The organism is Mesorhizobium vachelliae (assembly GCF_033977325.1).
GTDB classification, from domain to species: Bacteria; Pseudomonadota; Alphaproteobacteria; order Rhizobiales; family Rhizobiaceae; genus Mesorhizobium; species Mesorhizobium vachelliae.
Map to the genome: position 1 here is coordinate 403,209 of NZ_JAVIIR010000001.1, position 20,966 is coordinate 424,174.

Consider the following 20,966-nt stretch of genomic DNA (forward strand, 5'->3'; position numbering starts at 1 on the left):
TCGCTATGCCTGCTTCCTTCCGGAACCGGCAGACGAGTCCTGCCGCTGGAGTGTCGATGTCGAGCTGGAAGCAGATTGTTGCAGCGCTTGTGATTCTGGTTGCCGCCGTGGCCGCCTGGGCGCGCTTTTATCCCGGCGCGCCTGAGATACTGGCGCGTTGGGGAATGGACGGCGTCATCGCAGTGGCACCGCCCGCGACGGAAAGCGCCGCCGGCACCGGCCAGTCCGGACGCAGCCGCGCCGGTCAGATCGTCACCATCGTCGCTTCGCCCGCCGGCACCGCCACCATCAACGACAGGCTGCAGGCGATCGGCACCGGCCGCGCCAACGCGACCGTCACCGTCAATCCATACTCGTCCGGCCGCCTCACCGAGCTGCTGGTCCAGTCCGGCACGCATGTCGAAAAGGGCGACGTGATCGCCAAGCTCGATTCCGACGTGGAAGTGATCGCGCGCGACCGCGCGCGGGTGGCGCTCGAGGATGCGCAGTCCAAGCTCGACCGGGTGAAATCGCTCAGGGCTTCCAATGCGGCCACGCCGGTTGCCGTCGCCGATGCCCAGGTGACGCTCGCCAACGCCAGGCTGGCGCTGCGCGACGCCGAGCTTGCGCTTGAGCGCCGCTCGATCGTGGCGCCGATCGAAGGCACCGTCGGCATCCTGCCGATCGCCGCCGGCAACTACGTCACCAGCCAGTCGGCGATCGCCACGCTTGACGACCGCTCCTCGATCCTGGTCGATTTCTGGGTGCCGGAACGCTTCGCCGCAGCGGTCAAGGTCGGCGCCCAGCTGTCGGCCACGCCTTTGGCCAACCCCAACCAGGTCTATACCGGCACCGTCTCGGCCATCGACAACCACATCGACGAGAACAGCCGCACGCTGCTCGTCAAGGCAACGATCGCCAACCCCGCCGATTCGCTGCGCGCCGGCATGTCCTTCCAGATCGGCATGCGGTTCCCCGGCGATACCTATCCGGCCGTCAGCCCGCTGGCCATCCAGTGGGGAACCGACGGCGCCTATGTCTGGACGGTCGCCGACGGCAAGGCCAAGCGCGTTCCGGTGCGCATCATCCAGCGTAACACCGAGACGGTGCTGATCGATGCGCCGGTGGTAAGCGGCGACATGGTTGTGACCGAAGGCACGCAGAGCGTCAGCGAAGGCGGCGATGTCCGCATCGCCGGCGAGGACCGTGCCACCGAGGCCGAAGGCTCATGATGAGCGTCGGCGCCGCCGCCACGGGATCGGGCCTGACCGCGCTTTTCATCCGCAGGCCGGTCATGGCCTTCGTGCTCAACACGCTGATCGCGGTTGCCGGGCTTGCGGCCTTCTGGGGCGTCGAGATCCGCGAATTGCCGGATGTCGATCGCCCCGTCATCACCGTCAACACCACCTTCGAGGGCGCGGCCGCTGAGACCGTCGACCGTGAGCTGACGGACGCGATCGAGGGCGCCGTCGCGCGCGTCTCCGGCGTCAAGTCGATCTCGTCGACGTCCTCTTTCGGCCAGAGCCGTGTCACCATCGAGTTCAACGACGGCGTCGACCTCAACGTCGCGGCCTCCGACGTGCGCGATACCGTCAGCCGGATCACCAACCAGCTGCCCGAAACCGCCGACGCGCCACGCATCGTCAAGGCCGACGCCAATTCCGACGCGGTGATGCGGCTCGCCGTCACCTCCGACACGATGTCGGTGCAGGACATGACGGTTTTCGTGCAGGACCGCATCGAGGATGAACTCGCCGCGGTGCCGGGCGTCGCCGACGTCCAGGTCTATGGCGACCGCGACAAGATCTTTCGCATCGATGTCGACCAGAACAAGCTGGCGAGCCAGGGCTTCACCGTTGCCGACCTTCGAAAGGCGCTTGCCTCGGTCGCCTTCGATTCCCCGGCCGGCTCGATCACCACGACCAACCAGGACCTGATCGTGCGCACCACCGCCGACGTGACGACGCCGGAAGAGTTCGGGAACATCGTCATCGGCGGCGCTACGCGCATCCGTGACGTCGCCACCGTGACGCTCGGACCCGATATCGGCCAGACCTCGCTACGCTCCGACGGCAAGACCGGCATCGGGCTGGGCATCATCCGCCAGGCGGAATCGAACACGCTCGACATCTCGACCGGCGTCAAGGCCTCCGTCGCGAAGCTGCAGGAGACGCTGCCAGCGGGCATGTCCATCAAGGTGACCAGCGACGACGCCGTCTTCGTCAACGGCGCCGTGCATGAAGTCGAGATCGCGCTGGTGCTCTCCGTCTCGATCGTGCTCATCGTCATCTACGCCTTCCTGCTCGACTGGCGCGCCACACTGATCCCCGGCCTGTCGATGCCCGTCGCCATGATCGGCACCATTGCCGCGATCTATCTCGCCGGTTTTTCCGTCAACATCCTGACACTCTTGGCGCTGGTGCTGGCGACCGGGCTCGTCGTCGACGATGCCATCGTCGTGCTCGAAAACATCGTGCGCCGCCGCAATGAAGGCATGGGGCCGCGCGCCGCGGCGGTGCTCGGCACCCAGGAAGTGTTCTTCGCCGTCGTCGCCACCACGCTGACGCTCGTTGCCGTCTTCGTGCCGATCTCCTTCCTGCCTGGACAGACCGGCGGCCTGTTCCGCGAATTCGGCTTCGTGCTGGCGATGTCGGTGCTGCTCTCCTGCGTTGTCGCGCTGACGCTCTGCCCCATGCTTGCCTCGCGCATGCTGACCAGCGCATCGCTTCACCATGAAGGCGGGACCGGCATCGGCGCGCGCATCGGCGGGGCGCTGCATCGGCTCTACAAGCGCTGCCTGCATCTTTGCCTCGACGCGCCCTGGATCGTGGTGCTGGCCGCGCTGATCTTCGCCGGCGCCGCCTTCACCTTGTTCGGCACCATCCGACAGGAGCTCACGCCGACGGAAGACCGCGCCGTGGTGCTGTTGCGCATCAACGCGCCGCAGGGCGTCAGCCTCGACTACACGACCGAGCAGATGCGCAAGATCGAGCGGCTGATCCAGCCGCTGCGCGATTCCGGCGAGATCCGCTCGACCTTCGAGAACGCCGGCAACAACGGCTCCTACAATTCGGGCTTCATGGTGATGACGCTGGCGCCCTGGGACGAGCGCACGCGCAGCCAGCAGGAAATCATGGCCGACATCAGCCGCCTGACGAAACAGGTGCCGAGCGTGCGCGTCTTTCCGGTGCAGCCGAACAGCCTCGGCATCCGCGGCGCCGGCAACGGCCTGCAATTCGCGCTGGTCGGCAACGACCGCAAGGCGCTGAGCGAAGCGGCCGTGAAGGTCGTCGAGGAGATGCGCCAGGATCCGCGCTTCCAGACGCCGCGCCTTTCCGTCGACCCGACGCAGCCGCAGCTTGCGGTCGCCATCGATCGCGAACGCGCCTCCGATCTCGGCATCGACATCACCGGACTCGCCGACACGCTGCAGGCCATGCTCGACGGCAATGACGTCGTCGACGTCTATATCGCCGACCGCAGCTATGGCGTGAAGCTGGTCTCGACCACCAACCCGATCAACGATCCGACCGATCTGGAAAACATCTTCCTGAAAACGTCCGACGGCCGCTTCGTGCCGATGTCGACCATCGCCACGCTGACCGAACGCGCCGTGCCGCCGTCGCTGACGCGCGAGCAGCAGCAGCCCTCGGTCGCGATCACCGCCAATCTCGGCAACGGCTTCGCGCTCGGCGAAGCGCTGACCCGCGCCGAGCAGATCGCGACGCCGCTGCTGCCGCCCGGCGCGCGCATCCTGCCGCTCGCCGAAGCCGCCACGCTCGGCGAGAGCAACAGCGCCATGATCGCCGTCTTCAGCTTCGCCCTGGTCATCATCCTTCTGGTGCTGGCGGCGCAGTTCGAAAGCTTCGTCAGCGCCGTCATCATCATGGCGACGGTGCCGCTGGGCTTAGCCTGCGCCATCTTCGCGCTGATCTTGTCGGGCACCAGCCTCAATGCCTACAGCCAGATCGGCCTGGTGCTTCTGGTCGGCGTCATGGCCAAGAACGGCATCCTGATCGTCGAGTTCGCCAACCAGTTGCGCGACCGTGGGGCAGGCGTCCGGGAAGCGATCGAAGAGGCGGCCACCATTCGCCTGCGCCCAGTGATGATGACCATGATCTGCACCGTGCTCGGCGGCGTGCCGCTGGTGCTGGCCGCCGGCGCCGGCGCGGAAGCCCGCGTGGCGCTGGGCTGGGTCATCGTCGGCGGTCTTGGCCTGGCCACCGTCTCGACCCTGTTCCTGACCCCTGTCGCCTATCTGCTGCTTGGCCGCTTCGTCACGCCGAAGGCGCATGAGGAAGCGCGGCTGAAGCGCGAGCTCGAGGAAGCGGCCTATATCGACCATGATCCCGAAAAGTGGGAACCGGTTTTCGGAAAGATCATGGTTGGATCAGGTCCTGACGCGGAGCAGGCGGAGTAGCTATTTCAGCAGCCGGCCTTCGATCGACCAGCGCGCCGCCAGGAAGTTCAGCACGGCGGCCACCACAACGCCGATGATCTTGGCCGGCCACACGCCGACGGTGCCGGCCAGCACGGCGATCGACAAGCTGGAAACGCCAAGCGAAATCAGCGCACCCAGCGAGACGAAGCGCAGGAAGGAATGGTGCAGCCGTATGTTCGGGTCCCGCTCGAACGACCAGAAGCCATTCGCCATGAAGGAGAAAAGGACCGCAACGAACCAGGCGCCGACATTGGCCGCCAAAGCCGGCACTGCGAGCTTGAGCAGCAGGAAAAACGAGGCAAGGTCGATGCCGGTGTTGACCAGCCCGACCAAGGCGAAACGGACGACCTTGTTGCCGGTCGAACGCTGCGGCTGGCCAACGCTCATGCTTTGCCGTCCGTGACACGCGCTCCGGCCCGTTCGAGGCTGGCGCCAAAATCCTCGGAACTCAGAACCGTGAACTCGGCCTCACGCACGCCCTGCATCGGGTCGCGCGCTCGCAAAATGTCATCGACATGGCCTGGATGGCACATGAACACCGCTTGTTCGGGCAAGGTGTCGACCGCGGCGCGCAGCGTCGAGGCGAATTTTTCCGGCTGCCGCCAGTCATAGATGCCGGAGAGCGGCGTCATAACGCTGAAGCCCGCCCGCTGCATCGCTCTGTTGAAGCCGGCGGCCAGTGCTGCGATCGCCGCGATCTTGGCCGCCGCCACATCGAGACCGGGAAGCCCAGGTGCGCCGCGCAGCGCCGGCTTTTGCGCGCTTGCCCGAAACCGGGCAAGCAACCAATTCCGTACCACGGGAAGGAAATGCACATGCTGGTGTCCGTCGATATGGTCGGGCGGGCCGGCCAGCGCTTCGGTGAAGCGGTCGTACTGGGCGTCGAGCTCGGCATGGATGTCCCGCTCGTCGATGCGCCCGCGCCGCACCGGCAGCGCAAGGGCGGCGAGCCCGGGCAGCTTGCCTTCCGGCGCCAGGCTGGACGAGCCGGTCGCGGCGATCTGATCGGTGAGGGTCAGGTGCAACCCGATGGCCGCCCGTCGACGGAACGGCCTGATGCACGCCGCCGCCTCTTCCCATTCGGGAAAGCCGGTCATGCAACTGGTCCCGGTCAGGCGGCCGCGCTCGATGAGGTCGAGGATCGCGCTCGATACCCCCGGCGCAAGGCCGTAATCGTCTGCGATCAGGCGGATCGACCTGGTCATTTGTCCGGAGCAACCTGCTCGACGGCATTGCCATGCAGCACATCGCGCACGATGTAGACCGGCCGGTCCTTGCTTTCGCTGAGCGTGACCCAGACATACTCGCCGATCAGGCCGAGCAGCGCCAGGTTGAGGCCGCCCAGCAACACGACGGCGACCATGAGGCTGGGATAGCCGGGCACACGAATGCCGTAGAACAGCACCTCGAAAAGCACCTTCACGCCATAGGCGAGGCCGGCAAAGGCCGCCAGCAATCCGATGAGGCTGATGACGCGCAGCGGGATCACGGAAAACGAGGTGAATCCCTCAAGCGAGAACGCGATCAGGTTGAACCTGGTCCATTTCGACGTGCCGCCGGCGCGGTTTTCCGGCGAGTAAAGCACCGCCTTCTGGCGGAAGCCGGCCCAGGCGAACAGGCCCTTGTTGAAGCGACGCTTGTCGCGCACGCTGGTCAAGGCACGGGCCACCGAGCCGCGCATGACGCGGAAGTCTCCGGCATTCTCGGGGATGTCGAAGCGCTGGCTGCTGTTGATCAGCTTGTAGAAAAGCCGCGCCAGCTGGCTGCGCCGCCAGCTCCCCTCGCGCCGGTCGTTTTGCGCGAAGACGACGTCGATCTCCGGATTCTCGACCAGCTCGCCAATCATCTTCAGGCTGATGTCCATGGAATGCTGGAGGTCGGAGTCCATGATCAGGACCGTGTCGCCACGCGAATGATCGAGGCCGGCGAGCACAGCCGCTTCCTTGCCGAAATTGCGGCTCAGCCGCACGATCTCCCAGGAGCCGGAGAGCGCGGCCGCGAACGTCTCGGCGCTGCCGTCGCGGCTGCCGTCGTCGACGAGTATCTTGCGGACCGTCATGCCGAAGCGCTCCGCCACGGCCACTTCCAGCCTGTCGAGCAACCCGACAAACGCAATGGCGGATTCGGCCTCGTTGAAGAACGGCGCGATGATGTCGAGCGTCTCAGCCATGCGCGACGGCTCCGGCGGCAGGCACCTTGCGTCTATCTTGCGTCCAGAACCAGCCGATGAGCACGCAGGCGACGATGCTGATGCTGACCGGCCGGAGCCACGGGTGGAAAAGATCGTGCAGCCGGCCATCGATGCTGGTCAGTCCGGTAACGAAGAGGAGCACCGCCAGCGACCAGAGCACGGCCCCGGCTCCCTTCTCCCGCCACAGCAAGGCGATGGAGAGACCGGCAGGCACCGCCACCATGGCATAGGTGTTCTGCTCGACCCGCGGATTGAAGACGCACATGTAGAAAGCCGCTGTGAGGAAGATGGCGAGCCCGCTGGCGCCCGGATCCAGTCGGCGGTCGAATTGGAGCACCACCCAAAGCGTAAGCAAACCCGCGACGACGCGCACGATCGTCACGTCAAACTCGGGAAGTGATATCCCAAGCCTCGCGAAAGGCGCCGTGAAGTCGGCCGGGACGAAGGGCCCGGTTGGGTCGACCGCCATCGAGGTCAGCATCCGGAAGAAATCGTGATACTGGGCGTTGATATAGCCCGTGGACGCAAAGCCATAGGGGATGGCGAGCACGACAAGGACCGCCAGCGCCAGCGCCGGTATCAGCCTGGGACGCAGCGCTCCCGCCAACAGCAGCATGATGATCGCCGTGGGTTTGGCAATGATCGCAAGCGATGCCCAGAAGAAGCATTCGGCCCGGCGACCCTCGAGGGCCGACAGCGTGAGAAACCAGCACGCTCCGGTGAGCAGGATCGTTGCCTGGCCGTTGCGAAGCGCCGCCAGCGACACCGGCAAGGCGAGGAAGAGACCGAAGGACAAGAGCCATTTCTGCTCCTCGCCACCAAGCTTGCGCACCTGACGCATCGCGGCAAAGGTCAGGACGCCGAAGCCCAGCATGTGCCACAAAATATTGCCCAGATACGGTCCGAGCTTCAGCAGGGGAACATAGAGGACGGCGAAGGCGGGGGCGTATAGATATCCCATGGCGACTTCGACCTGATACAGCGGCTGGCCGCTCAGAAACGCTTCACTGCCATGTCTATAGATGTGGACCACCGAACGCGTTTCGGGTGACCATAGCACCAGGCCAAGCACGACCAGAAACGACCCGACCCATAGCCAAAAACCCAAACGGTCGAAAACCGGCTTGGTTACCATCATAGCGCACCCCGCATTCCGACCAGAACGGCTTTCCCATCGCCGCCTGGCCTTCAGCGCCGGCGAGATATCACATCGAAATGAAATAGAACATCCGAACGTGGCTGTTACCGGCGCGACGGAAAGGACGTTGGAACAGCGACATTTTTCCGCCGACCCATCGTCGATCACGACTTTGTGTTCGACGGCGGTGGCTCCGACCCACCCGCTGCCATCGGCGCCCGGATTGCTTCAGGGTTTGATGAACACCTTGCCGTTGGGCTTGGCGAGTTCGGCCGGCAGCCGCGCCATCGCCTCGTCCAGCGGCACGACCGCCGTGACGTCGGTCGACCAGCGTCCGTCGGAAAAGCGCTTCTGCGCTTCCAGCACCGCCGGTCCCAGCCGGTCGCGGAACTGCCGCATCCATTCGGCCAGCCAGAAGCCCTCGACGCGCTTGTGCTGGAAGATCAGTTGGCCGGGCTCGCGGATCACCGTCGGCTCGGCGTCGAGCCGGCCATAGACGATCCAGCGCGCGCGTTTCGGCATGGCGTTGAAGATGGCGGAAGCCAGCGGGCCGGTGACGGCGTCGAGGAAGATGCGCGGCTGCTCGGCCTTCATCGCCTCGCGCAACGTTGCCTCGAAATCCGCAGCCTTCTCGTTGAGCACATGGGCGGCGCCGAGCTCCTTAAGCAGCGGGATCTGCTCGTCGCGGCGCACCGTGACGATCGGCCGGAAACCTGCCTCCTTCGCCAGCCCGATGATCAGCTTGCAGAGCTGGCTGGCGCCGGCCGTCATGATGAAGGCCTTTTCGCCCTGCTCCCTGACGATGTCGAACATGGCCAAGGCCGTCAGCGGATTGACGATCATCGCAGCGCCGTCCTCGTCGCGCACCGTGTCGATCAGCGGGATGCAGGACGCGGCCTCGGCGACGGCATAATCCGCCCAGGCGCCCCAGTTCGACACGCCGGTGGCGAAGGCGACGCGTTTCCCTGCAAGGCTTTTTGCATAGGGATCGTCGCCCGTGGCGACGACAATGCCGACGCCCTCGAAACCCGCCGGCCGGCCCTTGACCCGCGGCTGGCCGTACTGGCCCTTGATGAAGGCAATGTCGGAGGGGTTGATCGAGGCGAGGCTGACCTTGATCAGCGCCTGTGCCGGCCCTGGCACCGGCACGGCTATGCGGCCGGGCTGGAGGTAAGGTTCCATCGCTTCGAGCGCGGCCGCCGAAGGCGTCCTGGTGTAACCGTCGCCGACAAGCAGCAGACCTTGCATTTGCGATGGAAGCGCCATGGCCGTCAGACCTTTTCCTGCGTGTATTTCCTCAGTTCCGCGCGCGCCACCTGGCGCCGGTGCACGGCGTCCGGCCCGTCGGCGAGCCGCAATGTCCTCAGATGCGTCCAGGAGCGGGCGAGCGGCGTGTCCTGGCTGATGCCTTGCGCGCCGAACATCTGCACCGCCTCGTCGGTGACCTTCAGCGCGACGCGCGGCGCCACCACCTTGATCTGGCTGATCCAGGGCGCGGCCGCGCGGGCGTCCCCCTGGTCGATCATCCACGCAGCCTTGAGGCACAGGAGCCGCGCCATCTCGATCTCCATGCGGCATTCGGCGATGATGTCGAAATTGGCGCCGAGCTTGGCCAGCGACTGGCCGAAGGCCTCGCGCCGCACCGAGCGCTGGCACAGCATCTCCAGCGCCATCTCGGCCTGGCCGATGGCGCGCATGCAGTGATGGATGCGGCCGGGCCCGAGCCGCCCCTGCGCGATCTCGAACCCCCTGCCCTCGCCAAGGATCAGATTCGCCGCCGGCACGCGCACATTCTCGAATCTGAGATGCATGTGGCCGTGCGGCGCGTCGTCATCGCCATAGACCTGCATGGGCCGCAGCTTGGTGATGCCTTTGCTGTCGGAAGGCACCAGGATCATCGAATGCCGGCGATGCTGCGGCTCCTCGTCCGATCCGGTCCTGACCATGACGATATAGATGGCGCAGCGCGGATCGCCGGCGCCCGACGCCCACCATTTTTCGCCGTTGAGCACATAATCGCCGCCCTGCCGCTCGCAGCGCATCGAAATATTCGTCGCGTCGGAGGAAGCCACATCCGGCTCGGTCATGAGATAGGCCGAGCGGATCCGGCCCTCGAGCAGCGGCTCCAGCCAGTCCCGCTTGTGCGCTTCCGATCCGTAACGCTCGAGCACTTCCATGTTGCCGGTGTCGGGCGCCGAGCAGTTGAAGGTCTCGGCGCCGAGATGCGCCTTGCCCATCTCCTCCGCCAGATAGGCGTATTCGACGGTGGAAAGCCCGTAGCCGCGCTTGGAATCGGTCAGCCAGAAGTTCCACAGCCCGCGCTCGCGCGCCGTTTTCTTCAAGCCTTCCAGGATTTCCGTTTGCCTCGCCGTATAGGCCCAGCGGTCGCCATCCTTGCCGACCTCGGCGAGGAACTCTTCGCCGAGCGGTGCGATCTCGTCGCGCACCATCGCCGCCACGCGCTGGTGGATTGGCTTCAGCCGCTCGGTCATCCCGAGATTCATGTCCGCCATCGCTTCCTGCCTTTCCGAAGATAAATCTTTACCCGTGGCGAGGATGACCGTACTTCGGCTAGCCTTGTCAACGCGAGTCCTTGGGCAAGTCCCGGCCGGGCAGGATGCGGAGAAACATAATGAGCTATCTGGACAAGCTGTTCTCGGTCGCCGGCAAGACCGCGCTGGTGACGGGTGCCGCGACCGGCATCGGCCGCATGGTGGCGACTGGACTGGTGCGCGCCGGCGCACATGTGATGATCGCTTCGCGCAAGGGCGAGGATTGCGCGAAAGTCGCCAACGAATTGAACGCGCTCGGCGGCTCCGGCCATGCCGAGGGCTTTGCCGGCGACGTGTCCAGCGAAACGGGCATCGCCGCTTTGGTCGCCGAGGTCAAGGCGCGCACGCAGCGCCTGCATATCCTGGTCAACAATGCCGGCATTTCCTGGGGCGCGCCGCTGGAGGAGTTCCCTTACCACGCCTGGGCCAAGGTGTTCGGCGTCAACGTCACCGCCGTCTTCCACCTGACACGGGAGCTTTTGCCGCTGCTCGACGCCGCGGCAGGCGACGAGGACCCGGCCCGCGTCATCAATCTCGGCTCGGTGATGGGCACCCAGCCGCTGGCTGACGACGCCTATTCCTACGCGGCCTCGAAAGCGGCGGTGCATCATCTAACGCGCACGCTGGCGATCGAGTTCGCCGCCCGCCGCATCACCGTCAACGCCTTTGCGCCCGGCCCTTTCCAAAGCCGCATGACGGCCTTTGCCACCGCGACCGAGGAGCAGGCGAAACATGTTGGTAACCATGTTCCGCTTGGCCGTATCGGCGTGGCGGATGACATTGCCGGCGCAACGCTTTATTTGTGCAGCCGAGCCGGAAGCTATGTCACCGGCGCCATCCTGCCGATCGACGGTGGCCAGTCGGTGCAGCATGGAATGACTTTGTTCAAGGAATAAGGCGCCCGATTCGAGGATTGTAAGCCGGGCGGGGGTGCGGAGGACATCAGCGTGGAACCGATCAGTCTCGATACGCTTCTGGCAAGCGTCGGCAAGGAAGTCGGCGTCTCGCCCTGGCGAACGGTGACGCAGCGCATGATCGACCAGTTCGCCGATGCGACCGACGACCACCAGTTCATCCATTGCGATCCGGAGCGCGCCAAGCGCGAGACGCCGTTCGGCGGCACCATCGCGCATGGCTTCCTGTCGCTGTCGCTTTTGTCGGCAATGACCTTCGAGACCATGCCGTCGCTGGAAAACACCAAGATGGGCGTCAATCACGGCTTCGACACGCTGCGCTTCCTGGCGCCGGTGAAGACGGGCTCGCGCATCCGAACCCGCTTCGTGCTGGCGGACGTCAAGGTCAGGCCGTCCGGCTGGGTGCAGACGGCGCATGACGTGACCATCGAGATCGAGGGATCGAAGAAGCCGGCGCTGACCGCGCGCTGGCTGACGCTGACCCTGATCGAGCGCGAGCCCGAGAATGCCTGATGAGCAGCGAGGCCGGTGCCATAGACCAGGCGGCGCTTGCGCCCTATCTCGAGGCGCATATTCCGGGCTTTGCAGGCCTGTCCTCGATTGAAAAGTTCAAGTCCGGCCAGTCCAATCCGACCTATCTTTTGACCGCCGCCAGCGGTCGCTATGTGTTGCGCGCCAAGCCGCCAGGACAATTGCTGAAATCCGCGCATCAGGTCGACCGGGAATTTAGGGTGATGCGGGCGCTTGCCGGCACCGCCGTGCCGGTGCCGCGCATGCTGCATCTGTCAGGCGAAGACTCCCCGATCGGCCGCATGTTCTATGTCATGGAATATCTCGACGGCCGCATCTTCTGGGATCCGTCGCTGCCGGACGTTTCCGGCAATGAAGAGCGCGCCGCGATCTACGACGCGATGAACGCGACGCTCACCGCCCTGCACGACGTCGACGTCGAGGCCGTGGGCTTGAGCGATTTCGGCAAGCCCGGCAGCTATTTCGAACGCCAGCTCGCGCGCTGGACCAGCCAGTACCGGGCCTCCGAAACCGAAACCATAGCCGACATGGACAGGCTGATTGCGTGGCTCGAAACGCATATGCCGGCCGATGACGGCCTCGTTTCGCTTGTCCATGGCGATTACCGGCTGGACAATATGATGTTCGCGCCCGATGCGTCGAAAGTCATCGCGGTGCTCGACTGGGAACTGTCGACGCTCGGCCACCCCTTCGCCGACCTTGCCTATCAATGCATGCAATGGCGCCTGCCGCATGCCTCGGGCTTTCGCGGCCTTGGCGGCGTCGACCGCGCGGCTGCCGGCCTGCCTTCGGAGGAAGCCTATGTCGCCGCCTATTGCAAACGGCGTGGCATCGGGAAGATCGACAACTGGACCTTCTTCCTCGCCTTCTCCTTCTTCCGGCTGGCGGCGATCTGCCAGGGCGTCTACCGCCGCGCGCTGGACGGCAACGCCTCCAATCCGGAAAAGGCAAAGACCTATGGCGAGGCAGTGAAGCTGCTTGCCGCGCTTGCGGCGGAACTGGTCGACGAGAACAGCTGAAAGCGGAGAGCCGAGCGATGGGCCGTTTCGATGGCATGACGGTACTGATCAGCGGTGCGACCGGCGGCCTCGGCAGCGGCGCGGCAAAGGCCTTCGCCGCCGAAGGGGCGCGGCTGGTGCTCTCCGATCTCGACGAGGCTGCGCTCGGCAGTTTCGCCGCAACGCTCGACGCCGAGACCGCTCACCTTGCCGGCAACATTGCCGACGAAAAGCTCTCGGAGGATCTTGTGCAGCTTGCCGTGCAAAAGTTCGGCCGGCTCGACATCGCCGTCAACAATGCCGGCATCGTCCACTCCTTCGTGCGCCTGCCGCAGGTGTCCTCGGACGAGGCGCGCCGCGTGGTGGAGGTCGACCTGCTCGGCGTCTTCTACGCCATGAAGCACCAGATCCCCCAGTTGGAGCGGCAGTTCAGGGAAGGCGGCAAGGGCGGCGTCATCGTCAACATCGCCTCGGTCGCCGGCCTCTCCGGCGCGCCGAAGCTGTCTGTCTATGCCGCCGCCAAGCACGGCGTCGTCGGCCTGACGCGCTCGGCCGCCGTGGAATATGCCAGCAAGGGCATCCGCATCAACGCGGTCTGCCCGGCCCATACCCGCACGGCGATGGTCGACGGCTTCGTCCGTCTCACCGGCGCGCCCGAAGCCGAGGCGCTTGCCGAACTCACGCGCGGCGTGCCGATGAAGCGCGTCGGCGAGGTCGACGAGATCACCACCGGCATCCTGTTCCTCGCCGACCCTGGCAACTCGTTCATGACCGGCCACACGCTGGCGCTCGACGGCGGCATTGGCGCGATCTGAGCAATTCCAGGAAAAGTGTTTGCGGTTTTCCGTCCGAAATTGCGTCTGACAAAGAGCAATTCCAGGAAAAAGGGGCCTTAACGGCTTTCCGTCCGGAATTGCGTTAAAACAGAGAGTTAGAGCACACGTAAGGGAACCGGGCGGCTCTCTTGCCCGTTTCCGTACAGCGTATATAATTTCGTCAGGCAACCAACGACAAAAGGCAGCAGACATTGACGCTGAGCGTTCAGAAACGCCGCGAAAAACAGAAGGCCGAGCTTCGCGCGGAACTCGTCGCGGCAGCTCACAAGCTGGTGCAGGAGGAGGGCTACGAAGGCCTCACCATTCGTAAGCTCGCCAAGCGGGTCGGCTACGCGCCGATGTCGGTCTATTCCTACTTCGCCGACAAGCAGGACATCCTGTTCGCGCTGGCCGAGGACGCCTTCGAAACGCTCGCCCGTCGCATCGAGGAGCATCCCGCGGACGATCCGGTCGAGGCGCTGCAGGCCGTGATGACCGAGTATGCCGCTTTCGGGCTCGGCAATCCCAACGAATACCGCACCGTCTTCATGACCGAGAAGACCAGGCTGCCCGAAGGACGCAGCTACGAGGACATGGAGGAGGGCAATCCGGCCATGAAGGTGCTGATCAAACGCGTTGAGGCCTGCGTCGCAGCCGGCAGGCTCAAGGGCGACCCGCGCGCCATCGCCACCATGCTGTGGACGGTCGGCCACGGCACGATTTCGTTGCTGATCACCTTTCCCTTCTATCCTTTCGGCGACCCCGAGACTTACGTGAAGCGCATGTGCAACTTCATGATGGCCTCGCTGTCGGAGCACGAAATCCCGCCGCTCACCGAAACCCCGGTCGACTGCTAGCGCGTTTCACCATTTCACGGAAACGGCAAAACACCTATCTCTTTGTTTTTACGCAATTCTGGCCGGGAAGGTTACGGCGAAGTCGCCGAACTTAACCGCCCACGCTTTTCCTGGAATTGCTCTGATCTCCGCAGCTGTTTTTGCGCCACCGTCGGCTTGATCCGCCGCGGCGAGTTCCTACGTTCAAGAAAAGTTGTCGTACACGTACAGATTTCCCCTTGAATTCCGCTTCCAATCGCCGTATGTGTACGCTGTATCGTACATGTACGAAAAGAGATGACTGGAGACGGAAAATGAAGAAGACCATCCTCGCCCTCGCCGCCGTGCTGGCTCTCTCGGGCGCCGCTTTTGCCGGCGCGAGCCAGCCGGCCAAGCATGCGCCGGCAACCTGCGCCAAGACCAACGCCAATGTGGTTCTTGATTGCACCGCGACCGGCTCGGTCGAAAAGGCAGACGCCACCAAGGCCCAGACGAAGAGCCCGCGGCTTGGCATCGACGTCAGCCCGTGGTTCGTACCCGGCCTGTAAGCGCTAGCGTAAGATCAACGAAAACGGGCGGCACTTGGCCGCCCTTTTTCGTTTTGCCTTCAGCTTCGAGGACCTGCTCGAAGCCTATTTCCTGGGCCGTTTCGTTCCCGCCACGTTTTTGGCCTTGCCGGGCTTGGCGGGAGCGCCAGGAATGGAACTGCCGGTGATCGACACCGGGTCGCTGGCCGGGAACGTATCCTCGAGGCCTTCCTCGAGTTCCTCTTCCTCGATCTCGTGACGCCTTTCATGCTCCAGCGAGCGGACCGCAGCTGTCTTCCTGGGCGACTTCGGCGCGGCTTTGGACGGCATCGGCAATCTCCCTCGCGAGCTGCGGAAACGGGCAGGACCGGCGATGGTTCCTGCTGCGCTGCTTTCCGACAGCGCAGTGTAAAGATCAGTTCGCCGCGTCGCTTGCCGCTTCCGACAGCAGAGTAAAGACATAGTCCGAGAAGGAACGCCAGCACTCCACCCGGAACGTGTCGACCGCGCTGCGCAACAGCACGATCTCGGATTTGCCGAGAATGGTGCGCGAGGCCGCGCCGACTGGGAAAGCCTCGAGCGACAGGTCCTGCGGACAGCCCGAATTGACCGTCACCGCGGCAGCTGGCCCGGTGACCGAGATCCCGACATTGCGGTGCGAGATGCCGACCGCCGAATGCAGCGCCGTTGCCTTGGCGCAGTCGGCGAGCGGATCGTTTCCGGCCTCGTCGATCACCATCCATTCGTCCGGTCCGAGCCACAGCGCCGTGCGCCCATCCTTGGTCGCAGAGGTCTTCGGCTTGACCGGCAGCGTCACGCCGAGCGCCTTGGAGAGCGCGGCAAGCGAAGCCTGCGGCGCGCGCAGCGAAATGCGCTCGGCCGGCGGCAGCATCTCCACCTTCACGCCAGGCGCCGACAGCGTGCGGCCGGCAAGAGCGGGACGCCGCTCGACGGACGGCGAAGCGGCGGCGGCTTTTGTCTTTGCGGCGGCCTTAGCCATTGAGGCGTTCTCCCTTCTCGTCGACGAACACCATGCCTGTGACTTCCACCTCGATCGTGCCGTTCGGCATCGGCACGTAGAGCGTTTGGCCTATGCGGTCGCGACCGCCGGCGACCAACGCCAGCGCGATCGAGCGTCCGCAATTCTGCGACCAATAGCTGGAAGTGACGTGGCCGATCATCTTCATCGGGATAGGCTGCTTCGGATCGGCGACGATCTGTGCGCCCTCTTCCAGCACCACCTTCGGATCCTTGGTCTTCAAGCCCACCAGTTGCTTGCGGCCCTTGGCCACCAGATCCGGCCGGGTCAGGCCGCGAATGCCGACGAAGTCGGTCTTCTTCTTGCCGACCGCCCAGTCGAGCCCGGCATCGTTCGGCGTCACCGTGCCGTCGGTATCCTGGCCGACGATGATGTAGCCCTTCTCGGCGCGCAGCACGTGCATGGTCTCGGTGCCGTAGGCGGCCGCACCATGCTTCTGGCCTTCGGCCCACAGCGCTTCCCACACGGCCTCACCGTAATCGGCCGGCACGTTGACCTCGAAACCGCGCTCGCCGGTGAAGGACATGCGGAACAGCCTTGTCGGCACGCCGCAGATCTTGCCTTCGCGCACCGACATATGCGGCATTCCCTCATCCGACATGTCGATGCCTTCGACCAGCGGCGCGATGATGTCGCGCGACTTGGGTCCTTGCACCGCGATGACCGCCCACTGCTCGGTGATCGAGGTCAGCCAGACGTTGAGATGCGGGAATTCGGTCTGGAGGTAATCCTCCATGTGGTTCATGACGCGCGGCGCGCCGCCGGTGGTCGTCGTCACGTGGAAGCGATCGGGCGCCAGCCTGCCGACGACGCCGTCGTCATAGATGAAGCCGTCCTCGCGCAGCATGATGCCGTAGCGGCAGCGGCCGGACTCCAGCTTCTCCCAGGGGTTGGTGTAGAGCAGCTCCATGAACTTCGCCGCGTCCGGCCCGACCACCTCGATCTTGCCGAGCGTCGAGGCGTCGAACAGGCCGCCGATCTTGCGCACCGTCACGCATTCGCGGTTGACGGCGGCATGCATGTCCTCGCCCGCCTTGGGGAAATACCAGGCGCGCTTCCAGTGGCCGACATCCTCGAACACAGCGCCTTGCGATGCCGCCCAGCCATGCGTCGCTGTGCGCCGGGTCGGGTCGAACAGCGCGCCGCGCGCATGGCCGACGATCGAGCCGAAAGTGACCGGCGTATAGGGCGCGCGGAAGGTGGTGAGGCCGACCTGCGGGATCGGCTTGCCGAGTTCCTCGGCGGCGATCGCCAGGCCGTGCATGTTCGACGTCTTGCCCTGGTCGGTCGCCATACCGTTGGTGGTGAAGCGCTTGACATGCTCGATCGAGTGCATGCCTTCATGCACCGCCTGGCGGATGTCCTTGGCGGTGACGTCGTTCTGGAAATCGACGAAGGCCTTGACCGTGGTGCCCGGCCCGGCGCCGGGCGCGGCGCCCAGCATGCCACGCGACCAGCTCTCGCTGGCATCGACCTTCGGCTTGGCGCCCTTGCCTACCTTGCCGCCGGCCTCCTTCGCCGCCTTGGCGCCGGCCGCATAGGCCTCGTCGACCGTCGCGTCCAATCCGTCGGTGCCGTTGCAGGCGCCGACCGAGACGCAGTCCTGCGCATAGGTGCCGGGCACGAAGCGCCTGGTCTCGTCATTGAAGGCGACCTTTCCGCGCGACTGCGAGAACAGATGCACCGACGGCGTCCAGCCGGCCGACATCAGGATCGCGTCGACCGGGATGGTGCGCTCGCCGCCGCCATTCTTCGGCTGCACCGTCATCGACGACACGCGCAATTTGCCGCCGGCGCTGACCACCGCGCGGCCGAAATTGATCTCGATGCCGAGCGCCCTCGCCTCGTCGATCACCGGTCCGGCCGGGTTGTCGCGCAGGTCGACGATGGCGGCGATGTTGACGCCGGCCTTCTTGAGGTCGATCGCGGCGGCGTAGGCCGAATCGTTCGCCGTATAGACGCCGACATTCCTGCCGACCGCCACGCCATAATGGTTGAGATAGGTGCGCGCCGCCGAAGCCAGCATCACGCCCGGACGGTCGTTGTTGGCGAACACCATGTGGCGCTCGATGGCGCCGGTCGCGATCACGACTCGGCCGGCGCGGACCTGCCACAGCCGCTCGCGCGCCAGCTCGCGGCCCGGGCTCTTAAGATGGTCGCTGACCCGCTCGACCAGGCCGACGAAATTCTGCGCGTAATAACCAAAGGCCGTTGTGCGGGAGAGCACCCGCACATTGTCCATCGCTTTGAGCTTGGCGACCGCGGCTTGCCCCCACGCATAGCCGCTTTGGCCGTCGATCCTGGCGCCGCTCTCGAAGCGCAGGCTGCCGCCGAACTCGGCCTGCTCGTCGGCGAGGATCACCCGCACGCCGGTCTCGGCCGCGGCGAGTGCCGCGGCGATGCCGGCGGCGCCGCCGCCCAGCACCAGCACCTCGCAATGCGCGTAGCGCGAGGCATAATGATCCGGGTCCGGCTTCTCGGGCGAAACGCCGAGGCCTGCGGCGGAGCGGATCTTCGGCTCGTAAAGATCCTTCCAAGCCCATTTCGGCCACATGAAGGTCTTGTAGTAGAAACCTGCCGAGAACAGCGGCGAGGCGACGTCGTTGACCGCGCCGACGTCGAAGGCGAGCGAGGGCCAGCGGTTCTGCGAATTGGCCGTCAGCCCGTCATAGAGCTCCTGAACCGTGGCGCGCACATTGGGCGTCTTGCGCGCATCGTCGCGCACGATCTGCACCAGCGCGTTCGGCTCCTCCGCGCCGGCCGACAGGAAACCGCGCGGCCGATGATACTTGAACGATCGGCCGACCAGATGCACGCCGTTGGCGAGCAGCGCCGAGGCCAGCGTATCGCCCTCGATGCCGCCGTAGGACTTGTCGTCGAAGCTGAAGGAGGCGGTCTTCGCCTGGCTGAGGCGACCAGCGCCGGAGATGCGGAACGCGGCGTTCATTTCGAGGCTCCAGGCAGCTTCGCGGGCTTCGGCTCGCCGGCCTTGTAGGTCATGACGAACTTGTCGGTGACGGTGTCGCGCACCGCGTTGAAGAAGCGTGCGCAGCCATGGATGTGCCGCCAGCGCTCATAGATCACGCCCTTGGGGTTCGCACGGATGAAGAAGAATTTCTCGAAATCGTCGTCGCTCTCGGCCGCAATGTTGGTCGGGCGCGCGATATGCGCCTCGCCGGCATTGCGGAACTCGAGTTCCGGGCGCTCTTCCTCGCAATAGGGGCAGCGGATGAGAAGCATTTTCGGTGGATCCTACAATTCGCCATGGCCGACGCGGGCGCCGGCGGGTTGATCGCAAAGCCTCTGGCCGAGCGCCGCGAAAGGCGCCACGAGCCGCATGCGTTCTTCGACGCTGGCCGAGGGCTTGAACAGCGCCCGGTTCGCCATGTTGCCGAGCGTCAGCTGCATCGGGTCGGTGGTGACGATGACGCCGCGCGGCTGGAAGGGCTCGCCCGCGTCCAGGTCCTTCGGTCTGTTCTCGAAGAACATCACGACCTTTTGGCCGGCGCTCCAGACACAGGCCAACAAGCCGTCGTCGACCGAGAACGGCCAATCCGTTTCGTGGTCCTCGCGGCTGATTGCCTGGAAGCGGACTTCACCCGGCTTGGGCAGGTGAAACAGCCCCTGTTCGCCGGCGAGCACCAGCGGCATCGCGACGGCCATCTCGGCCATCATCAGTGCGCCACCGCCGCCGCGGCGGCCTCGTCGATGAGACGCCCCGTGCGGAAGCGCTCGAGCGTGAAGGGCGCGTTGATCGGGTGCGGCTCGTCCTTGGCGATGGTGTGGGCAAAGACGTTGCCCGAGCCCGGCGTCGCCTTGAACCCACCCGTGCCCCATCCGCAATTGACGTAAAGCCCCTGGACCGGCGTCTTCGCCAGGATCGGCGAGCGGTCGGGCGTCACGTCGACGATGCCGCCCCAGGAGCGCAGCATCTTCATGCGCGTGAAGATCGGGAACATCTCGCAGATGGCGTCGAGCGTGTGCTGCAATATGTGCAGGCCGCCAGTCTGCGAATAGGAGACATACTGGTCGGTGCCGGCGCCGATCACCAGCTCGCCCTTGTCGGACTGCGAGATATAGGCGTGCACGGTGTTCGACATCACCACACAAGGCACCACCGGCTTGATCGGCTCCGACACCAGAGCCTGCAGCGGGTAGCTTTCGAGCGGCATGCGCACGCCGGCCATGTTCATGATGACGGAGGAATGGCCGGCCGCGACCACGCCGACCTTCTTGGCGCCGATGAAGCCGCGCGTCGTCTCGACGCCGCTCACCGCGCCATTGGCCGCGCGCTTGATGCCGGTGACCTCGCAGTTCTGGATGATGTGCACGCCGCGCGCCGAGGCGCCGCGCGCATAGCCCCAGGCGACCGCGTCGTGGCGCGCCGTGCCGCCGCGCCGCTGCAGTGCCGCGCCCATCACCGGATAGCGCGCCTCCTTGGAGATGTTGAGCGGCGGGCAGAATTCCTTGGCCTGCTCCGGCGTCAGCCATTCATTGTCGATGCCGTTGAGGCGGTTGGCGTGGATGTGGCGCTTGAAGACCTGGACGTCGTGCACATTGTGCGCGAGCATCATGACGCCGCGCGCTGAATACATGACGTTGTAGTTGAGCTCTTGGCTGAGCCCATCCCACAGCTTCAGCGCATGGTCGTAGATGCCGGCGCTTTCGTCATAGAGGTAGTTGGAGCGGATGATGGTGGTGTTGCGGCCGGTGTTGCCGCCGCCGAGCCAGCCCTTTTCCAGCACCGCGATGTTGGTGATGCCGTGCTCGCTCGCCAGATAATAGGCCGTCGCCAGACCGTGCCCGCCGGCGCCGACGATGATGACGTCGTATTCCTTCTTTGGCTCGGGCGAGGTCCACTGCTCTTCCCAGCCCTTGTGGCCGCGCATCGCCTCGCGGGCAATGGCGAATACCGAGTATTTCTTCACGTTAAGCCTCGCGCCAAAAATCGCGGATGTCGTTCGGGCCTCTCCCGTCACGCGAGGTTTATCACTAGCGAAACCGC

The 20,966-nt window shown here is 65.2% G+C and carries 20 protein-coding genes; 8 read left to right on the forward strand and 12 right to left on the reverse strand.

Features of this window, described 5'->3' with window-relative positions:
• Positions 1-56 precede the first annotated feature (56 nt).
• Complete coding sequence (locus RFM41_RS01975) at positions 57-1,211, forward strand: efflux RND transporter periplasmic adaptor subunit (RefSeq protein WP_320245847.1); 1,155 nt, start codon at positions 57-59, stop codon at positions 1,209-1,211.
• Entirely contained in the window at positions 1,208-4,399 is a 3,192-nt protein-coding gene (locus RFM41_RS01980) for an efflux RND transporter permease subunit (protein ID WP_430691489.1), read from the forward strand. The genes RFM41_RS01975 and RFM41_RS01980 overlap by 4 nt, the downstream gene beginning before the upstream one ends.
• On the opposite strand, the gene RFM41_RS01985 is transcribed toward RFM41_RS01980, so the two are convergent.
• From RFM41_RS01985 to RFM41_RS02010, 6 genes are read right to left on the reverse strand one after another with little or no spacing between them, the layout of a single operon-like run.
• The gene (locus RFM41_RS01985) at positions 4,400-4,807 is read right to left on the reverse strand and encodes a GtrA family protein (RefSeq protein WP_320245849.1); all 408 of its coding nucleotides are present in this window, start codon (positions 4,805-4,807) and stop codon (positions 4,400-4,402) included. It lies immediately after the preceding gene.
• A complete protein-coding gene (locus RFM41_RS01990) occupies positions 4,804-5,625 on the reverse strand; it encodes a ChbG/HpnK family deacetylase (protein WP_320245850.1) in 822 nt (273 codons plus the stop codon). Before RFM41_RS01990 ends, RFM41_RS01985 begins: the two co-directional genes overlap by 4 nt.
• Entirely contained in the window at positions 5,622-6,590 is a 969-nt protein-coding gene (locus RFM41_RS01995) for a glycosyltransferase family 2 protein (protein ID WP_320245851.1), read from the reverse strand. The genes RFM41_RS01990 and RFM41_RS01995 overlap by 4 nt, the downstream gene beginning before the upstream one ends.
• Entirely contained in the window at positions 6,583-7,917 is a 1,335-nt protein-coding gene (locus RFM41_RS02000; RefSeq protein WP_320245852.1) for a glycosyltransferase 87 family protein, read from the reverse strand. The genes RFM41_RS01995 and RFM41_RS02000 overlap by 8 nt, the downstream gene beginning before the upstream one ends.
• A gap of 60 nt (positions 7,918-7,977) precedes the next feature.
• Positions 7,978-9,015: a zinc-binding dehydrogenase gene (locus tag RFM41_RS02005; protein WP_320245853.1), complete on the reverse strand. Its 1,038-nt coding sequence runs from the start codon at positions 9,013-9,015 to the stop codon at positions 7,978-7,980.
• 5 nt (positions 9,016-9,020) lie between these two features.
• Entirely contained in the window at positions 9,021-10,262 is a 1,242-nt protein-coding gene (locus tag RFM41_RS02010; RefSeq protein WP_320245854.1) for an acyl-CoA dehydrogenase family protein, read from the reverse strand.
• Positions 10,263-10,381: 119 nt separating this feature from the next.
• On the opposite strand from RFM41_RS02010, the gene RFM41_RS02015 reads away from it, so the two are divergent.
• The 6 genes from RFM41_RS02015 (at position 10,382) to RFM41_RS02040 (ending at position 14,943) form a co-directional block, all read left to right on the forward strand.
• On the forward strand, positions 10,382-11,197 hold the full coding sequence (locus RFM41_RS02015; RefSeq protein WP_320245855.1) for an SDR family oxidoreductase: 816 nt from the start codon (positions 10,382-10,384) through the stop codon (positions 11,195-11,197).
• A 51-nt stretch (positions 11,198-11,248) separates the two neighbouring features.
• Positions 11,249-11,728: a MaoC family dehydratase gene (locus RFM41_RS02020; protein WP_430691490.1), complete on the forward strand. Its 480-nt coding sequence runs from the start codon at positions 11,249-11,251 to the stop codon at positions 11,726-11,728.
• Entirely contained in the window at positions 11,728-12,765 is a 1,038-nt protein-coding gene (locus RFM41_RS02025; protein WP_320245856.1) for a phosphotransferase family protein, read from the forward strand. Before RFM41_RS02020 ends, RFM41_RS02025 begins: the two co-directional genes overlap by 1 nt.
• Positions 12,766-12,782: 17 nt before the next feature.
• On the forward strand, positions 12,783-13,559 hold the full coding sequence (locus RFM41_RS02030; protein WP_320245857.1) for an SDR family NAD(P)-dependent oxidoreductase: 777 nt from the start codon (positions 12,783-12,785) through the stop codon (positions 13,557-13,559).
• A gap of 212 nt (positions 13,560-13,771) precedes the next feature.
• Positions 13,772-14,416 carry a TetR/AcrR family transcriptional regulator gene (locus tag RFM41_RS02035; protein ID WP_320245858.1) on the forward strand — a complete coding sequence of 215 codons (645 nt, stop codon included), beginning with the start codon at positions 13,772-13,774 and terminating at the stop codon, positions 14,414-14,416.
• Between the two features lie 293 nt (positions 14,417-14,709).
• On the forward strand, positions 14,710-14,943 hold the full coding sequence (locus tag RFM41_RS02040) for a DUF680 domain-containing protein (protein ID WP_320245859.1): 234 nt from the start codon (positions 14,710-14,712) through the stop codon (positions 14,941-14,943).
• An 84-nt stretch (positions 14,944-15,027) separates the two neighbouring features.
• On the opposite strand, the gene RFM41_RS02045 is transcribed toward RFM41_RS02040, so the two are convergent.
• From RFM41_RS02045 to RFM41_RS02070, 6 genes are all read right to left on the reverse strand, one after another.
• Positions 15,028-15,252, reverse strand: coding sequence for a hypothetical protein (locus tag RFM41_RS02045; protein WP_320245860.1), 225 nt, complete (start codon positions 15,250-15,252; stop codon positions 15,028-15,030).
• 85 nt (positions 15,253-15,337) lie between these two features.
• Entirely contained in the window at positions 15,338-15,922 is a 585-nt protein-coding gene (locus RFM41_RS02050; protein WP_320245861.1) for a sarcosine oxidase subunit gamma, read from the reverse strand.
• Positions 15,915-18,908 (reverse strand): sarcosine oxidase subunit alpha, encoded by a 2,994-nt coding sequence (locus RFM41_RS02055; RefSeq protein ID WP_320245862.1) that lies wholly within the window; start codon positions 18,906-18,908, stop codon positions 15,915-15,917. The genes RFM41_RS02050 and RFM41_RS02055 overlap by 8 nt, the downstream gene beginning before the upstream one ends.
• Complete coding sequence (locus RFM41_RS02060; protein ID WP_040997306.1) at positions 18,905-19,201, reverse strand: sarcosine oxidase subunit delta; 297 nt, start codon at positions 19,199-19,201, stop codon at positions 18,905-18,907. Before RFM41_RS02060 ends, RFM41_RS02055 begins: the two co-directional genes overlap by 4 nt.
• Before the next feature lie 12 nt (positions 19,202-19,213).
• On the reverse strand, positions 19,214-19,636 hold the full coding sequence (locus RFM41_RS02065; RefSeq protein WP_320245863.1) for a hypothetical protein: 423 nt from the start codon (positions 19,634-19,636) through the stop codon (positions 19,214-19,216).
• Positions 19,636-20,889: a sarcosine oxidase subunit beta gene (locus RFM41_RS02070; RefSeq protein ID WP_320245864.1), complete on the reverse strand. Its 1,254-nt coding sequence runs from the start codon at positions 20,887-20,889 to the stop codon at positions 19,636-19,638. Before RFM41_RS02070 ends, RFM41_RS02065 begins: the two co-directional genes overlap by 1 nt.
• Positions 20,890-20,966: the final 77 nt, after the last annotated feature.

What these genes read in the sequence shown, in the direction of transcription:
- RFM41_RS01975 (WP_320245847.1), top strand. Translation starts at nt 57, where the DNA reads ATGTCGAGCTGGAAGCAGATTGTTGCAGCGCTTGTGATTCTGGTTGCC.
- RFM41_RS01980 (WP_430691489.1), top strand. Translation starts at nt 1,208, where the DNA reads ATGATGAGCGTCGGCGCCGCCGCCACGGGATCGGGCCTGACCGCGCTT.
- RFM41_RS01985 (WP_320245849.1), bottom strand. Translation starts at nt 4,807, where the DNA reads ATGAGCGTTGGCCAGCCGCAGCGTTCGACCGGCAACAAGGTCGTCCGT.
- RFM41_RS01990 (WP_320245850.1), bottom strand. Translation starts at nt 5,625, where the DNA reads ATGACCAGGTCGATCCGCCTGATCGCAGACGATTACGGCCTTGCGCCG.
- RFM41_RS01995 (WP_320245851.1), bottom strand. Translation starts at nt 6,590, where the DNA reads ATGGCTGAGACGCTCGACATCATCGCGCCGTTCTTCAACGAGGCCGAA.
- RFM41_RS02005 (WP_320245853.1), bottom strand. Translation starts at nt 9,015, where the DNA reads ATGGCGCTTCCATCGCAAATGCAAGGTCTGCTGCTTGTCGGCGACGGT.
- RFM41_RS02010 (WP_320245854.1), bottom strand. Translation starts at nt 10,262, where the DNA reads ATGGCGGACATGAATCTCGGGATGACCGAGCGGCTGAAGCCAATCCAC.
- RFM41_RS02015 (WP_320245855.1), top strand. Translation starts at nt 10,382, where the DNA reads ATGAGCTATCTGGACAAGCTGTTCTCGGTCGCCGGCAAGACCGCGCTG.
- RFM41_RS02025 (WP_320245856.1), top strand. Translation starts at nt 11,728, where the DNA reads ATGAGCAGCGAGGCCGGTGCCATAGACCAGGCGGCGCTTGCGCCCTAT.
- RFM41_RS02030 (WP_320245857.1), top strand. Translation starts at nt 12,783, where the DNA reads ATGGGCCGTTTCGATGGCATGACGGTACTGATCAGCGGTGCGACCGGC.
- RFM41_RS02040 (WP_320245859.1), top strand. Translation starts at nt 14,710, where the DNA reads ATGAAGAAGACCATCCTCGCCCTCGCCGCCGTGCTGGCTCTCTCGGGC.
- RFM41_RS02045 (WP_320245860.1), bottom strand. Translation starts at nt 15,252, where the DNA reads ATGCCGTCCAAAGCCGCGCCGAAGTCGCCCAGGAAGACAGCTGCGGTC.
- RFM41_RS02050 (WP_320245861.1), bottom strand. Translation starts at nt 15,922, where the DNA reads ATGGCTAAGGCCGCCGCAAAGACAAAAGCCGCCGCCGCTTCGCCGTCC.
- RFM41_RS02055 (WP_320245862.1), bottom strand. Translation starts at nt 18,908, where the DNA reads ATGAACGCCGCGTTCCGCATCTCCGGCGCTGGTCGCCTCAGCCAGGCG.
- RFM41_RS02060 (WP_040997306.1), bottom strand. Translation starts at nt 19,201, where the DNA reads ATGCTTCTCATCCGCTGCCCCTATTGCGAGGAAGAGCGCCCGGAACTC.
- RFM41_RS02065 (WP_320245863.1), bottom strand. Translation starts at nt 19,636, where the DNA reads ATGATGGCCGAGATGGCCGTCGCGATGCCGCTGGTGCTCGCCGGCGAA.